Raw genomic sequence first — 14,693 nt, 5'->3', positions numbered from 1 at the left:
CCTATCGCAGTTCAAGCGAGTTGCGCCTCCCTGGGGGCCGCTGCTCTGGCCCCCAGGAACGAACCTCGCTAGTGCGAGTGTCCGGCGTGAGCGTCAGGCGCCTTCTCAAACGCAGTCGCGCACCCCTCGGAACAGAAGTAGAACTTCTGCCCATCGCGTTCGATGACGCGGGCGGCGTTGGCTGGGTCGATACTCATCCCACAGATGGGATCCTTCACTGTCGATGTGGCGTCGTGCATGGTGTGTTCCTCTTCCTCTTCATCGCGTCCCACGTCCACCACCGGATCGGTGGCTGGAACCCGGACAACGTCTGGCAGCGGCTTCGCCGTGAATCCGCGGAGCCGGTTGGAGTTCGCAACGACCGACAGCGACGACAGGGCCATCGCTCCCGCCGCAATCATGGGGCTCAGCCTCAGGCCAAATGTCGGATAGAGCACCCCGGCCGCAATCGGAATTCCCAAGCCGTTGTACACGAACGCGAAAACCAGATTCTGCTTGATGTTGCGCATCGTCGCGCGCGAGAGGTCGATCGCGGTGACGACGCCCAAGAGCGCGCCCGAGGTCAACGTCACGCTCGACGACTCGATGGCGACATCGGTTCCGGTCCCCATCGCGAACCCCACGTCGGCTTGCGCAAGCGCCGGAGCATCATTGATGCCGTCGCCGACCATGCCGACGACCCGCCCCTCGGCCTGCAGCCGACGGACCTCGCTCGCCTTGTGCTCCGGCATGACTTCAGCGAGGACACGCCGGATTCCGACTTCGCGCGCGATCGCCGCCGCAGCCAGGCGGCTGTCACCAGTGATCATCACCACGTCCAAACCCCGGTCGTGAAGTGCGGCAATTGCGGCGATCGAACCGTCCTTGACCGTGTCCGCTACGCCAATGACGCCCGCGGCCCTGCCGTCAAGTGCGACGAACATCGCGGTCTTTCCATCGCGTCCGAGTGCGGACGCGTCGGCCACGAGAGGGGTTGGATCGACGCCCGCGCCCGCAAGTAGACGCTCGTTTCCCACGAGAACCTCGAGTCCGGAGACGTGTGCTCGAACGCCCTGGCCCGTGACGGACTCGAACGTCGCGGCCTCGGTGACCTTCAGGCCCCTGTCGCGCGCTCCCTCGACAATTGCCGAAGCCAAGGGGTGTTCGGATGAGGCCTCAGCCGAGGCGACCAGCCGGAGCAGGTCGTCTCCCGCAGTGCCGTCGACAGGCAGGATGTCCGTAAGCACGGGCGAACCCTTCGTGATGGTTCCCGTCTTGTCGAGCACCACTGTGTCAATCTTGTGGGCCGTCTCGAGCGCCTCAGCGGACCTGATCAGGATTCCCGCCATGGCACCCTTACCGGTTCCGACGGTGATCGACAACGGAGTTGCGAGGCCGAGGGCGCATGGGCACGCGATGACGAGTACTGAGACGGCGGCGACCAACGCGAAGATGAAGGAGGGTGGCGGGCCCGCGATCATCCATACTGCGAACGTCCAGATGGCAATGGCGACGACGGCGGGAACGAAGTAGCTCGAGACCTTGTCGGCGAGGCGCTGGATGGGGGCTTTCGATCCCTGGGCCTCACGGACAAGTTTGATGATTTGCGCGAGCATCGTGTCCGAGCCCACCTTGGTGGCCACGTACTTCAGGGAGCCGGTTTGATTGATCGTCGCACCGATCACCACGTCGCCCGTGGTCTTGACGGTCGGGATTGGCTCCCCGGTCACCATCGATTCGTCGACCGGGGAGCGACCCTCAATGACCTCGCCGTCAACGGGGAGTTTCTCGCCCGGGCGCACCATCACGACGTCACCGACCGCGACGTCCTCGATGGGGACCTCGAACTCCTTGCCCTCGCGGATGACCGTTGCGGAACGGGGCTGAAGTCCGATGAGCGTGCGGATCGCGGCGCCTGTGCCTGCCTTCGCCTTGGTTTCGAAGAGGCGTCCCAGCAAGATGAGTGTGATGATGACGCCCACGGCCTCGAAGTAGACCTGCCGCACATCGCTCGGAAGTACGTTCGGCGCGATCGTCACGACGAGGCTGTAACCGAACGCCGCGATCGTGCCGAGGGTGATGAGGGAGTTCATCTCGGCTGTGCGATGCGAAAGCGCGAGCCAGCCCGTTCGGTGGATGGGCCATCCGCTGTAGAACATGACGGGGCTGATGAGGGCGAGCTGCACCCAATGGTTCAGCAACACGCCCGGAACCCACGTCACTGAGAACAGCTCCGTCGCCATCACGGCGAACACGACAGGCAGGGCGAGGACCGCCCCCACCAGAACTCTGCGCGTCAGGTCGCGGATCTCAGCGTTGCGGTCCCTCGCTTGGGCCTCCTCGTCCTCCGCGTCGGTCGGCGTTCGGTTTGACACGGCGACAGGATCGGCGGGCCCCTGCACCTTCGCCAACGAATCACTTGCAGCCGTCGCTGAGCCTGACGCGGCGCGCGGTCGCTCTTGCGGCCCAGGCTCGATCACGAGCAACCGACCGTGAAGCATGTTCATGCCGCACGCGAACCCGAAGTCGCCTGAACGGTCGGGTGTGAATTCCACCGCCGTCGTCTCAAACGCGGTAAGCGCCTGGTTGACCTTGAAGTCGGGAAACACTACGCGGGACGAGCAGTCCCCCGACTCCTGTCGGTCGAAGAGCATTCGCACCGGTACGCCAGCGACCACCTCGATGACATCGGGACTGTAGCCGCCCTTGACCGTGACACTAACCACCTGGATGCCATCATCCAAGCTTGCTCGGTGTGACTTCTTCGGGCCGAAGAAATACCAAGCAATCAACCCCGTGAGAGCCACCGCCGCCAGCAAGACAACTATCGACATGGTTTCCATAGCACTAACCCACTTCTTGGTCGCCCGTAGCGACCACGGTGATGCTGCGCGCGCGGTCGCGCGCCACCATTCGTTGGAACACCAGTGCCGCTACGGCAGCAAGAGCCGCTTGCCAGGCAAGCGCGAACCAGCGCCCCACCGGTGTAGCCAAACGTCGGCGTAACGGCCGCGTTGAGGAGCCGGCGCGAGTGCTCAACGAGCTGACGTCCCTTGAGGGAAACGGCATCCACGGCGGCGTCCATCGCTCACGCGACTTTCCCGCGACACGGTCGTAGACGCGCTCGAATCGGGCCGCGTCTGAGATAGAGCGGCTGATGTGTACACCGCTCCGATGGGACTTCCGCATTGCCCGTCCCTCGCGCGGCGGACGTGCCCGCGCTTTCTCGCTGCCCATTCCCATAGTTCCCGTGCCTGCCGCCCTACCCGCCGCCGTCAATTGGCCACGCTTGGTGATCCACGCGGGCCATGACGGTCCGCTCCGGGCCCCATTCTCGGCCCCACGCACAGGCTAAACCTTCCATCCAAGTGGAAGGTCAATAGCCGCCTCGACGGCGGAGGACAACGCTCCTCAGGACCGCTGGCGGGCGGCTACCGCCCGCGGCGGCGGTGACTCGTGCACGTCACCTACTTCATCGAAACTTGATCGCACATCAACCGATTGGACGTTACTCGAGGCCTACGTTGCACAGATGCTCACCAACACCACGACCGCAGCCGCCCGGTCCACTAGCGGCTCGCACCTCTCTCCACCGAAGCGCCGCAGTCTTTGGACCGTCGTCACCGGCGCACTACGCATCGGGCCGGTTCTCGCCCGGCTGAGTGGTGCTAGCACCAAGGCTTCACCGCTGGAGTTCGTCGCGTTTGACTGGAGCGTCCTCGCTTCCGTGGAGCCCCAAGACGTGGCGCTCACCTACTGGTTCGATGTTGACGAGAATTGGGATACCTACGGAGTGGCCGTCAAGTTCACGGGCCGCCGCATCGATGTCAAGGGAAAGCCGGAAAGCGGCGACGCGTTCCGGGTCGCGACGGGCATCGACGGACTCAAGCGGGGCATGGGTCGCGTCGCGCTCACGCATCGGGTATCCGACGCGAACCCCGGAAGGTGGAAGGTCGACGCGGCCGCCGAAGCAATACCCCAAAACGCCAAACACCGGAATCGGCCGGTTACCCCACATCGACTCTCCTCGGCAGTGGCCACCGGCACCTCTGTCTACGCTCCAGTTGCCCGCCAGCGGGCACCAGGGATCATTCTTGGCGCGTGGCCTGCCCTCGTGGGGTTGGGCGCGCTCGCTGGTGTCGCGCTGCAGTCGACATTGGCTCGGGCGGTGGGCCTACCGGTAACCCGCGTCCTCCTCCTCGCCCTCGCGTCATGCCTCGTGGGGATCGTCGGCGCCAAGGTCTACTACCGGCTCACCCACCTCGGGGAAAAGACCGGCCTTCTCGTCACCGGCGCCAGCTTGCAGGGTTTCGTCATCGGCGCGATCACCGTCTTGGCGCTAGGCAGCGCGCTCTGGCGCTTGCCCGTCGGCACGGTGCTCGACGTCACCGCGCCTGCTCTCTTACTCGGCCAAGCCATCGGGAGAATCGGGTGCTTCTTCGGCGGCTGCTGCACCGGGCTGCCGACCACGTCACGCTGGGGATTGTGGTCCTCCGACCGCCGGATTGGGGTCAAGCGAGTGCCGGTACAACTGATGGAGTCTGCGTCCGCCGCGGTCCTTGCCGTCTCCTCCGTCGCCATCCTTCGATTCGCGGCGCCTTTGCCTCAGGGCCTCGTTTTCGTTGGCGGATTGTCGGCCTACCTGGTGGTGAGGCAACTCCTCTTTCCGCTGCGCGGTTTGCCACGGAAGACGGCACACGGACGCATCATCACGCTCGCCGTCGCGTCGGCCGCGCTCGTTGGAGCGGCCTTCACCGCCTTCCTGAACTGACTTGTCAGGCGTCCCCCCGAGCCGTCCCGGCGTGCTCGGCTCGACCACACCACCCGGGCACGATGCGTAAGCCTCGCGGGCTCGGAGGCCGTTATGGCATTTCTTGATTGGAGCCTGAACCCTGAGGTCGCTCGCGGTGCCGACCCAAGGTTGGAATCCCCGGGCGCTGAGAACTGCCTGCGATGCGCTGGCTGGCGAACGGTCCGGTCGCGTCGGGGCGGCCTCACTTTGGCACCAATGAGAGCCCTGATTTGTGCCCTGGAAGGTTAAGGCCACCGCCGCCTTCATCAGTACTTCATGGCAGGCCAACCGCGTCTTCACTGCCCACGGGTGTAATGGAGGAACGTGGCGAACTCGCCTCAACGTCGAGAGGATCAGACATGATGTGGTTGGGCGGTTGGAACGAAGGAATGGGCGCTGGGTGGTGGGTACTGATGGGGATCTTCTGGATCGCCGTCATCGTGTTCGGGGTGTGGGGGCTGTCGCGTCTGTTTCCGCGCGGCACGGAACCCCGAGATCCCGTAGCCGTTCTGCGGTCGCGGCTCGCAGAGGGCGAGATCAGTCTCCAGGAATACGAGCAACTCAGTTCGGAACGTGATCCCCCAAAGTCGGGGCGCCACGACGCCAAGGAGCGCCAGCCGTAGTTCCCCTCGAGTTGTGAACTCGCGAGGCCCGACGCGGCCGCCGACGCACCTGTCGGGTCACCTGGCCCGCCACCGACTGCATCGTTTCATCGACCGCGGGGCACACTCGTCGAACAGCCTCCATCGGCTCGACACCGCAATCCCGCGCAGCCCTCGCTCAACTGGAAAGCCCGCGAGACTCCTCCTCCGCCGTTCGCGGGCCCGAATCCGCCCCCGGACCGTCGTTGACTCGAAGCCGGCCTGCCGACGACGTGTGGCATGATCGGATTCATGCTTGCTGGCGCAGTGCTTCTTTGGGCGATCCAGGTCATCGCCGCCGTCGCGTTTGTCGCGTGGGACATCCGCAAGACGCCCGAAGCGACCGTGATGAAGTGGGCGTTCGTCATTTTCACGGCTTTCAGCGGCCTTGCGGGCGCGCTTCTCTACGTTCTGTCCTGCCGGGAGCCTCTGCCTAACACGCACAATCTCTTCGTTTCCGCGCGCTGGCGTCAGGTCGTCGGCTCGACCATGCACTGTGTCGCTGGCGACGGAATCGGCATCCTCGTCACCGCCGCCATCGTCGCACCCCTCGGTCTCGCCAAGGGCGTCGACCTGGGCCTCGAGTACGCCGTCGGGTTTGCCTTCGGGTGGACCATCTTCCAAGCGCTGTTCATGCGATCCATGGCGGGCTCCTATGCCCAGTCGCTTCGGTCGACCTTCGTCCCCGAGTTCCTATCGATGAACGGGGTCATGGCCGGGATGATGGCTGTGAGCGTCCCATGGATGGCGGCCGTGCCCGCCGCGTCGGATCCCACCCACGGCGCTTTCTGGTTCGTGATGTCCCTCGCGTTGTGCGCGGGTTTCGTCGTCGCTTACCCCATCAACTGGTGGCTCGTCGCCCGCGGCCTCAAGCACGGTATGAAAACGGTGAGTCCCAGGGGCGACTCCGACATGACGGCCCATTCCGCCCACGTTGCCGCGCCTCCGCCCCGGCGTCAGATGGCGCTCATCAGTACCGCGAGCCTCACCGTGCTCGCGGTAGGCATAACGATCGCTGGCCTCGCGACAAGCCTGACGGCGCGATAGGTCGCCCGCGCTGTCATTGTCGCCGGCCCTATCGCCACACACTCGATCTGGCAGGGCCCTGCGGAGTTACAACGAGCGGCCGACGCCGGGCATCACGATGGTGAACGCGGATCCCGCACCCATACCGTCCGATTCAACCGTGACGCGGCCCCCATGCGCTTCGACCAGCCCCTTCACGACCGCCAGGCCAACGCCCGAGCCGCCCCGTTCCCGGTCTCTCGCGGCATCGACGCGGTAGAACCGGTCGAAGATGTGGCCGATGTGCTCAGCACCGATGCCCTCGCCCGAGTCGACCACCACGATCCGAACCGTCGCGCCCGCCGGAGCCCATCGCACCGTGACGCGGCCGCCCGCAGCCGTATGGCGCAGAGCATTGTCGAGAAGGTTTCCCAGGATCTGTCCGAAACGATCCGGGTCCGCGCGGACCTGAACTTCGGAAGCTCCTTCGGCATCGAGCGAGACGCCCTTCGCGTCGAACGCGGGTGCGGCGGCCGCGATGGCGGCGGCGGCGAGCACTCCCACCCTGATCGTCTCCGCCCGCAGAGAAGATGCCCCCGCTTCCGCAGACGTGACCTCGGCGAGGTCGGTGACAAGTCTCACGAGCCGGGCGGTCGACGAACGGAGCACCTCGAGCGTCGCGCCGTCGAGGGGGCGAACGCCATCCTCAATGCCCTCGAGATAGGCGGCGAGGGTTGCGACCGGAGTGCGGAGCTCGTGTGCCACGTCTGAGATGAGTCGCTTCCTCAGTCTCTCGGCCTGGGCGAGTTGCGCGGCCATCCGACGGAAGTCATCCGCCAGGGAATCGAATTCTGCGCCAGCGTTGAGCGTGGGCGACAACGCGGCTTCCTCGCCCCGTGCGACGCGTGAGGCGGCATCCGAAAACGCTCTCAAAGATCGGCCGACCCGGCGTGCAGCGAAGATGCTCACCCCCAGCGATGCCACGCTTGCGGCGGCGAGGCCGAGCAGGAGCGACTTCCCGCTTGCCGCGACGAACGCCGCGCGCGCGTGCTGGACGGCTTCGGAGGTTGGGCTGAGGCCAGCCCGCGCGAGGTGGGCGTCGAAGGTCGAGGGTCCTACCGCTTCAGCCACGAGGAAGGCGGTGAGGCCCCCCAACGCGATGACAATGGCGAAGCCAATGATGAGTCGCGTCGCGAGAGTACCTCGCCACACCTGCCGTCGGGCCATCCGTCAGCCCTCGCCCATCCGGTAGCCGACTGCTGGGTAGGTCCTCACATAGCGCTGCGTCGTCGCGTCGTCGCCCAGTTTCCGTCGAATATGCAGAATATGAACGTCGACGATGTGCTCGTCGCCGAACCACCCCTCGCCCCACACCGCAGCAATCAGCGTGCGGCGAGTGAAGACTTGCCGCGGTCGGCTAGCCAGTGCGGCGAGAATGTCGAATTCCGTCTTCGTCAGCCCGACCGGCGCGCCATTGACCGAAGCCTCGCGCGCCACCAGGTCGATCATGAGCCCACCGAACTTAGCGACTCCGCCCTGGGGCCCGCTCGGCTCAGAGCCCTCGCGCGGTCGGCGGAGCATCGCCCGCGCGCGCGCGGCGAGCTCGCGGGGGCTGAACGGCTTGGTGACATAGTCATCCGCCCCAACCTCGAGCCCGAGGATCGTGTCGATCTCGTCCGACCGGGCCGTCACCATCATGATGTAGCAGTCCGAGAAGGAGCGAATCTGTCGGCAGACCTCGACGCCGTCGAGGCCCGGCAGGCCCAGGTCGAGCACCACGAGATCGGGTGGATCTTCCCTGGCCGCCGCGATGGCAGACGGCCCGTCGAACACAGTCTGCGTGACGAAGCCATCCCGCACCAAGTAGTCCGCGATCAGGAGTGCGAGCTCCCGCTCGTCGTCGACGACCAAAGCGCGCGGCGCTTGATTCGACGGTGAACTCATACCGCCGAATCTAGTCGAGCCCAGCACCCCCCGCGCCCAGGGGGTCGCAACATAGCCGGGTCACCACACGGTCTTCATCGAGTCTTCATCGAACATTAACGCCGCGCCATGGGTCGCCTCGCGAAACTCTCCACGACACCACAAGAAGGAGAGAACCTGCCGTGCACCCCACTGAAGGCGCTCTAACGACCGTCGTCACCCTCGTCCATGCCGAGGCATGCCACTTCTGCACCGACGCGGGAGAAGCCCTCGAGAACCTCCAGCGCACGTACAGGTTCAACGTTGAAAGCATTCGTGCAGACTCCGAAGAAGGGCGCGCGCTCGTCGCCCTGCATCGGCCCGCCATGAGTCCACTCGTGTTGCTCGACGGCGAGTTCTTCAGCCACGGCAGGTTCCCGCGCAAGAAACTCGCACGGGTGCTTGATGAGCGCGCGGCCGCCATGACAGGGACGAACCGTGGGCACTGAACTCCTCGCAACCGGCAGCGTCCTCGCGGCGTTCTTCGCCGGTGGTGTCGCCCTCTTCGCGCCGTGCTGCATCGTATTTCTCGCACCCAGCTACCTCGCGGGCGCCGCGAAGAACCGCCGCTGGCGACTCCTGCCTCTCACCTTCATCTTTGCTGCGGGCCTCGCCGTCGTGCTCGTGCCCTTAACGATGGGCGCGAGCCTGGTAGCAGGCGCAGTGGCCAAGTATCACGAGCCCCTCTACATCGCGGGAGGCCTGCTCATGTTCGCCATGGCATACCTGACCATTAGCGGCACGATGTGGTCCCTACCCAGCTTCATCCGCATGCCCGACACTTCCCGCGGCGACTCGGCCTCGTTCTTCGCCCTTGGAGTGTTTTCCGGAATCGCGTCGAGCTGCTGCGCCCCCGTCCTCGTGGGCGTCATGACGCTATCGGCGCTGTCGGGGAGCGTGGTCGGAGGAATCGGCCTGGGCGCCGCCTACGTGTTCGGCATGGTCTTCCCGCTGTTCGCCATGGCGCTCCTGTGGGACAAGACGCGCTTGTCGAAGATTCGCACGGCGCGCCCCCACCCGGTAGTTCTTTCAGTGGCCGGCAAGACGTTGCGAACGACGCGGCTCAACCTGATCATCGCCGCCACGTTCGTCGCCATGGGCGCAGGAGTGATCGCGCTGTCCCAAAGCGCGTCAATGACGGGCGGGTCCGCGGTCCAGGACTGGATCAGCGAACGGCTCGTCACCATCTTCTCCAGGGTCGAGCAGTGGCTTAGCCCCGTACCCGAGCCCGTCCTCGGCCTCGTTCTCGTCGGCATCGTGGCCGCAATCGTCGCCGCGACCATCACCGGGCGGTCTCGCACTTTGCCGCCCACTCAAGCACCATCGCACGAGAGGATCGACCACCCATGAAAGACCCTGATGAGACCCCCAACCCCTCGAAGGAAACCGGGCGCGCCAGGCCAACCAGTTCCTCCTCCGGGACTGCCGCCATTCGCAAGACCCGCGTCTTCCGCCTGGTCGCGTGGTCCGTGGGCCTTGTCGCAGTGGTGGGGATCGTGGCCGCGGCCATGCTCTCCGCGCAGCCGAAGGTCAGCGCGGCGTCCGGCCTGGCGCCAGCATTCACGCTGCCCAACACGAGCGGCAAGACCGTATCTCTCGCCGACTTCGCGGGCAAACCAGTCATTCTCTACTTCAGCGAAGGTGCGGGTTGCTCATCCTGCATTGTCCAGATGAAGGCCCTCGAGGCCGACCCTCAGTTCGCCAAAGAGGGGCTCACGATCCTCCCGATCGTCATGGACCCGCCCGACTTCATTCGTAGCGCGATGACCTCCGTGGGGATCTCCACGCCCTTCCTGATCGACGACGGGAAGGTCTCAAAGGCCTATGGCGTGCTGGGAACGGGGATGCACGCGGACCTACCCGGACACGGGTTCGTACTCATCAATGCCGCGGGCGACAAGGTGTGGCAAGGCAACTACCCGTCAATGTGGCTCGCGCCCGCAGACCTCTTGGCAGAGGTGAACAAGCACCTGTAATCCAATGGCGGCGCTCGCGCGGGGAGCGGCGATCCTCTGACTGGCCTCGGGCTGGTAGACAAGCCTACGTCGACGCGAGTTTGTTCGCGGCGTCGAGGATGCCTTGAGGCCCCGAGGCTCCTTGGAGCGAGGTGATCTCGCCGTTGTCGTTGATCAGGACGAAGGCGGGCTGGTACGGAACTCCAAACGTGCTCCACAGCCGCCGTCGGGATCGATGATGTTCGTGACATCCGCAAGGCCAGACGTGTTGACGAACCTCTCCATTGCGGCCTGATCCGACTTGCCGGGGACGCCATAGACCGTAATCCCTCGGGGAGCTGCGGGACCGCCTCCGCCACGCCCGGGGCCTCGGCCTGCCACGTGGGGCACCACGAGGCCCAGAACCAGAGGATTGAATCGTGGCCCGCAAGGCTCGCGCCCGAGAATTCCTCGCCGGCGAGTGTGGTGACCTTGAAGTTGAGGCGAAGGTCCAGCGAACCCGCCTGGTCGACGTCATCCACGGAATCACGCGGCAAAGGGCGCGCCGCCTGCGACGCGTCGGCGCTCATCATGGTGTCCTCGGTTGGGGTCTTGGGCGAATCCGATGGGGCGCAGCCCACCATGGCGAGCGCGGCGGCCAGGCCAACGGCGAGGGGAACGAGCGTCGAGGTCCCCATGGGGGTTCCCTTCGCAGTGCGGCGCTCAAGGCACGCTGGACGGCATCCGGTGTTCATACGAGGATTCGAGGCGTGGGCCCGCGCGGATGGGTACGCGAGGCCAAAAACCCCGACAGGAACCCCTACCCGAGGGCCAAGTCCAAGGTCACGAGCATTTCCTCATGGTCGCTGAATGGCGCCTGGGCCGGACAAGGCTTCGTGCGTTGCGTCGAGGAAATGGCTGTCGACCGAACGTCCCGCTGACACCGAGGGAACATCTAGGTCGAGAAAAGCGGCGATGGAGGCCGCTAGTTGCGCTTTCGTCGGATTGCTTGCTTCCTGCCCATGAATCATCAGGTGGTCACGCCCTCAAACTGAGTCTCTTGTCTGAAGCGATCTTACGAGTGAGGTGCCCAATGATAGGGGTTTGCGGGGGTAGAACCTGAACTTGAAGTAGCAACATAACTCGTCAGGGTTCCCGGCGGCCTGCCGCGGGCAGTGTAGGTACCGCTCGACGATGGATGGGCGGCGTCCCGTCCGCCACCGGCGGGCTTGAACGTGCACGCAGTTCTCGTTGCGCTGGGAGTGCGCTCGCACGCTGCAGAGTATCCATGCGGCAACATCCAAGAACCACGATCGCGCAGCACCGACAAGAGCGACGCACCATGCCTCGCGGAACGTGGGGCGCTCTGCTGACTCACAAGTGCGCGCGGAGCCGCAGAGTATCGGCGAATCGAAGCAGAATTGCTGACCTGATGGCTCACCAATCGCGCGGCGAGCGTCATGCAATCCCACAAATTGCCTGGTAAACCGTGGAGCCGCCTAAGAGAATCGAACTCTTGACCTATTCATTACGAGTGAATCGCTCTACCAACTGAGCTAAGGCGGCCGGCGCCGTGGCGCGGCTCACCATCTTAGCGGGTCGAGCGCCGCGACCAAATCACCGGCGCCCCTCCGTCAGCAGGTCACTCCCGACGGCGGCATGACGCCACCAACAAGGAACCCATCCACCGCGTCGGTGATGCACTGATTGGAGCGGCCATAGGCGGTGTGACCCTCGCCTTTAAAGGTCAACAGCGTCGCGCCCAATTGCTTGGCGAGTGACTGCGCCCACGTGTACGGGGTCGCCGGGTCGTTCGTGGTTCCCACGACCAGCATCGGCGCGGCGGACGTCGCGTTGACGATCTTGGTCACCGTCTGGTGGGCGTGATACGGCCAACCCTCGCAACCGACAGAGCCCGCGAACCACCACCCGAACGTCGGCGCCACCGCCTCGATCTTGCTCGCGAAGTCACGCTGCTTCGCAATGGTCCAGTCCTCTTGCGCGCTGTCGAGGCACGAAATTGCCGTGAACGCCGCCGTCGAGTTGGTGGTGTACGCGCCCGTGTCGCCGTTGCGGTCGAGGTAGAAGTTGCCGAGCGCATAAAACGTCTTTGCCGTGCCTTGGTCTATGACCTCCTTGAGCGCGAGTTCGAGGTACTGCCAAGAGTTCTGGTCGTACAACGTGACGACCATCCCGTAGACCATCAGGTTGCCGTCTACGGGCGTGTCGCCGCCCGACGCGTACGTGTGGTCCCTCGCCTGGACTGCGATGTCCGCAATCTGCTGGCGGGACTGCTCGACATCACCCGTCAGCGGGCACGTAGCCTGCTGGTGACACCAGACGATGAAGTTCTTGAGCGCGTTCTCGAAGCCCGTCGCTTGAGTGATCGACTGCTCCTCGGACGACAGCGAGATGTCGACGGCGCCATCGAGAACCACCCGGCCCACCTTGGCGGGGTAGATCTCGGCGTAGGTCGCGCCAAGTTGGGTTCCGTAGGAGAAACCCAAGTAGTTGAGGTGATCGTCGCCAAGGACCGCGCGGATGACGTCCATGTCACGCGCCGCGGAAACCGTGTCCACGTTCTGGAAGATGGGCCCGGACTTCGCCAGACACGCCTTCGCAAACGCCGCATTGCGGGCCACCGCCTGGTCGAGATCCTTCTGCTCCGAGACGATGAAGTCCTTCACGAAGTACGCGTCGAGCGCCTTGCCGTCGCCACAGCTGATGGGGTCTGATTCGCCGACACCGCGCGGATCAAAGCCGATGACGTCGTAACTGTCGAGCAACTTCTTGCCCGCAATAGTCTCAAAGTGCGCGAGAAGGTCCTTCCCCGAAGCCCCGGGACCGCCGGGGTTGATGAGCAGCGATCCCACGCGGTGCGCCTGATCGTTCGCGAGCCGACGGTTGATCGCGATGCCGATGGTGGGGCCGTCTGGCGCGGACCAATCCAGCGGCACCTTGATCGTCGCGCACTGGAGCGTGCCGCAGTCCTTCCACGACACTGACTGTTGATAGACGGGCGAAGAGGAGGGGTCCGCAGGAGCGCCGCTCACCGCGGGGGCGGCGCTCACCGTAGGACTTGGCGATGGCGATGGCGACTTCCCGCCCGTCGTCGGCAAGAGTGAACAGCCCGTGAGGAGAACGGCGGACGCGGCGAGGACGGCGATGCGCTTCATGGGAAAAGACTAAACGAGTCCGATATTTCCGGTGACCGTGCCCCTAGACGCGGGGGCGAAGCGCCAGGATCATCGCCTCGATGGCAAGCAGCGGCTGCACATTCGAGGCGAGCCTGGTGCGGGCGAGCGCAAGCGCATCGAGGCAGCGCATCGTGTCGGCAAGGCTCGTTCGGCCCGCGAGCTCCCTGGCCTGCCCATCGTGCGCCGTGTTAAGCGGAGTGACGTCCGCCCCGACCTGCACCGCCGCCACGTCCCTGTATAGAGACATGAGGTCGGTCACGGCGCGATCCAACACGTCGCGCTTGTGACGGGTCGCCCTGCGCTTCTGGTCGTCCTCGAGCTCCCGCACTTGTGCCCTGAGAGCGGGGGGAAGCGTCCCCGATTCGGCGCCAAGCATCATCAGCAGTTCCGCCTTCTCGGCGGCGTTGCGCTCCTCCGTAGCTGCGGAGGCGTCCTCGTCTGCCACGGCGACCAGGTCCGCTGCGGCAAGCACCGCATCGCCGACGCCTCGCACGTCGGTCGCGAGGGCGAGAACCTGGTCTCGCCTCGCCCTGGCGTGGGGGTCCTTCGCGAGACGTCTCGCAATGCCGATGTGACTCTGGGCGGCGAGCGCGACCTCCATGGCGAGGTCGGGCGCGATGCCGTCCTTCTCGATCAGGAGCGCCGCCACCACTTCCGGCGCCGGGGTGCGCAGCGACACGGTCCTGCACCTGGAACGGATCGTCACTCCCACGTCGTGGGAGTGGGGCGCACACAGGAGCCACACGGTCCGCGGCGGCGGCTCCTCGATGGCCTTGAGGAGCACGTTGGACGTGCGCTCCGTCATGCGGTCGGCGTCCTCGATGATGATGACCCGCCAGCGCCCACCGCTTGGGGATCGTTGCGCGAGGCCCACCAGGTCACGCACCTCGTCGATCGAGATGGTGACCTTCTCGGTCGCGACCCTCGTGACGTCCGCATGGGCTCCGCTCAGCGCGGTGATGCACGCGTGGCACTCCCCGCAACCGCCCTTTTCGCACTGCAGCGCCGCGGCAAACGCCCTCGCGGCGTGGGAGCGACCCGAGCCGGGCGGTCCGGTAATGAGCCACGCGTGGGTCATGGCGACGGGATCATCCACCGCCGCGCGCAGCGGCTCGATCTGCGCGTCCTGGCCAACGACTTCGGCCCACACTCCGGGCAGCGTCACGCGATGCCCTCCTTGGTC

At 65.4% G+C, this 14,693-nt stretch carries 12 protein-coding genes and 1 tRNA gene; 6 read left to right on the top strand and 7 right to left on the bottom strand.

From position 1 onward, the window contains the following. Positions 1-68: 68 nt before the first annotated feature. Positions 69-2,822 carry a heavy metal translocating P-type ATPase gene (locus BKA03_RS02185; RefSeq protein WP_062074710.1) on the bottom strand — a complete coding sequence of 918 codons (2,754 nt, stop codon included), beginning with the start codon at positions 2,820-2,822 and terminating at the stop codon, positions 69-71. 4 nt (positions 2,823-2,826) lie between these two features. Next, on the bottom strand, positions 2,827-2,961 hold the full coding sequence (locus tag BKA03_RS15100) for a hypothetical protein (RefSeq protein ID WP_257020093.1): 135 nt from the start codon (positions 2,959-2,961) through the stop codon (positions 2,827-2,829). A 550-nt stretch (positions 2,962-3,511) separates the two neighbouring features. On the opposite strand from BKA03_RS15100, the gene BKA03_RS02180 reads away from it, so the two are divergent. The 3 genes from BKA03_RS02180 to BKA03_RS02170 all read left to right on the top strand — a co-directional run bounded on the left by BKA03_RS02180 (position 3,512) and on the right by BKA03_RS02170 (position 6,459). After that, a complete protein-coding gene (locus BKA03_RS02180; RefSeq protein WP_062074711.1) occupies positions 3,512-4,750 on the top strand; it encodes a prolipoprotein diacylglyceryl transferase in 1,239 nt (412 codons plus the stop codon). Between the two features lie 380 nt (positions 4,751-5,130). Then, positions 5,131-5,394, top strand: coding sequence for an SHOCT domain-containing protein (locus BKA03_RS02175; RefSeq protein ID WP_062074712.1), 264 nt, complete (start codon positions 5,131-5,133; stop codon positions 5,392-5,394). 270 nt (positions 5,395-5,664) lie between these two features. After that, positions 5,665-6,459, top strand: a complete 795-nt coding sequence (locus tag BKA03_RS02170) for a DUF4396 domain-containing protein (protein WP_083971475.1) — start codon at positions 5,665-5,667, stop codon at positions 6,457-6,459. Between the two features lie 66 nt (positions 6,460-6,525). Here the strand turns inward: BKA03_RS02170 and BKA03_RS02165 are convergent, their stop codons facing one another. Together BKA03_RS02165 and BKA03_RS02160 are read right to left on the bottom strand one after the other, a co-directional pair. After that, positions 6,526-7,644 (bottom strand): sensor histidine kinase, encoded by a 1,119-nt coding sequence (locus BKA03_RS02165; RefSeq protein WP_062074714.1) that lies wholly within the window; start codon positions 7,642-7,644, stop codon positions 6,526-6,528. Between the two features lie 3 nt (positions 7,645-7,647). Next, positions 7,648-8,361 (bottom strand): response regulator transcription factor, encoded by a 714-nt coding sequence (locus BKA03_RS02160; RefSeq protein ID WP_062074715.1) that lies wholly within the window; start codon positions 8,359-8,361, stop codon positions 7,648-7,650. 161 nt (positions 8,362-8,522) lie between these two features. On the opposite strand from BKA03_RS02160, the gene BKA03_RS02155 reads away from it, so the two are divergent. The 3 genes from BKA03_RS02155 to BKA03_RS02145 are packed head-to-tail and all read left to right on the top strand — an operon-like array spanning position 8,523 to position 10,355. Further along, positions 8,523-8,828: a hypothetical protein gene (locus BKA03_RS02155; RefSeq protein ID WP_062074716.1), complete on the top strand. Its 306-nt coding sequence runs from the start codon at positions 8,523-8,525 to the stop codon at positions 8,826-8,828. Next, positions 8,818-9,729 carry a cytochrome c biogenesis CcdA family protein gene (locus BKA03_RS02150; RefSeq protein ID WP_062074717.1) on the top strand — a complete coding sequence of 304 codons (912 nt, stop codon included), beginning with the start codon at positions 8,818-8,820 and terminating at the stop codon, positions 9,727-9,729. Before BKA03_RS02155 ends, BKA03_RS02150 begins: the two co-directional genes overlap by 11 nt. Next, positions 9,726-10,355, top strand: coding sequence for a peroxiredoxin family protein (locus BKA03_RS02145; protein ID WP_062074718.1), 630 nt, complete (start codon positions 9,726-9,728; stop codon positions 10,353-10,355). Before BKA03_RS02150 ends, BKA03_RS02145 begins: the two co-directional genes overlap by 4 nt. Before the next feature lie 1,448 nt (positions 10,356-11,803). Here BKA03_RS02145 and BKA03_RS02140 read toward each other — a convergent pair. The 3 genes from BKA03_RS02140 to BKA03_RS02130 form a co-directional block, all read right to left on the bottom strand. Then, a tRNA-Thr gene (locus tag BKA03_RS02140) sits at positions 11,804-11,879 on the bottom strand. A gap of 68 nt (positions 11,880-11,947) precedes the next feature. Continuing rightward, positions 11,948-13,489 carry an alpha/beta hydrolase gene (locus tag BKA03_RS02135; RefSeq protein ID WP_062074720.1) on the bottom strand — a complete coding sequence of 514 codons (1,542 nt, stop codon included), beginning with the start codon at positions 13,487-13,489 and terminating at the stop codon, positions 11,948-11,950. A gap of 43 nt (positions 13,490-13,532) precedes the next feature. Then, positions 13,533-14,669, bottom strand: a complete 1,137-nt coding sequence (locus BKA03_RS02130; protein WP_062074932.1) for a DNA polymerase III subunit delta' — start codon at positions 14,667-14,669, stop codon at positions 13,533-13,535. Positions 14,670-14,693 lie beyond the last annotated feature (24 nt).

This window comes from Demequina lutea, assembly GCF_013409005.1.
Classification (GTDB): domain Bacteria; phylum Actinomycetota; class Actinomycetes; order Actinomycetales; family Demequinaceae; genus Demequina; species Demequina lutea.
Note: the sequence above shows the minus strand (reverse complement) of the source record. Positions and strands in the feature narration are given on the sequence as shown.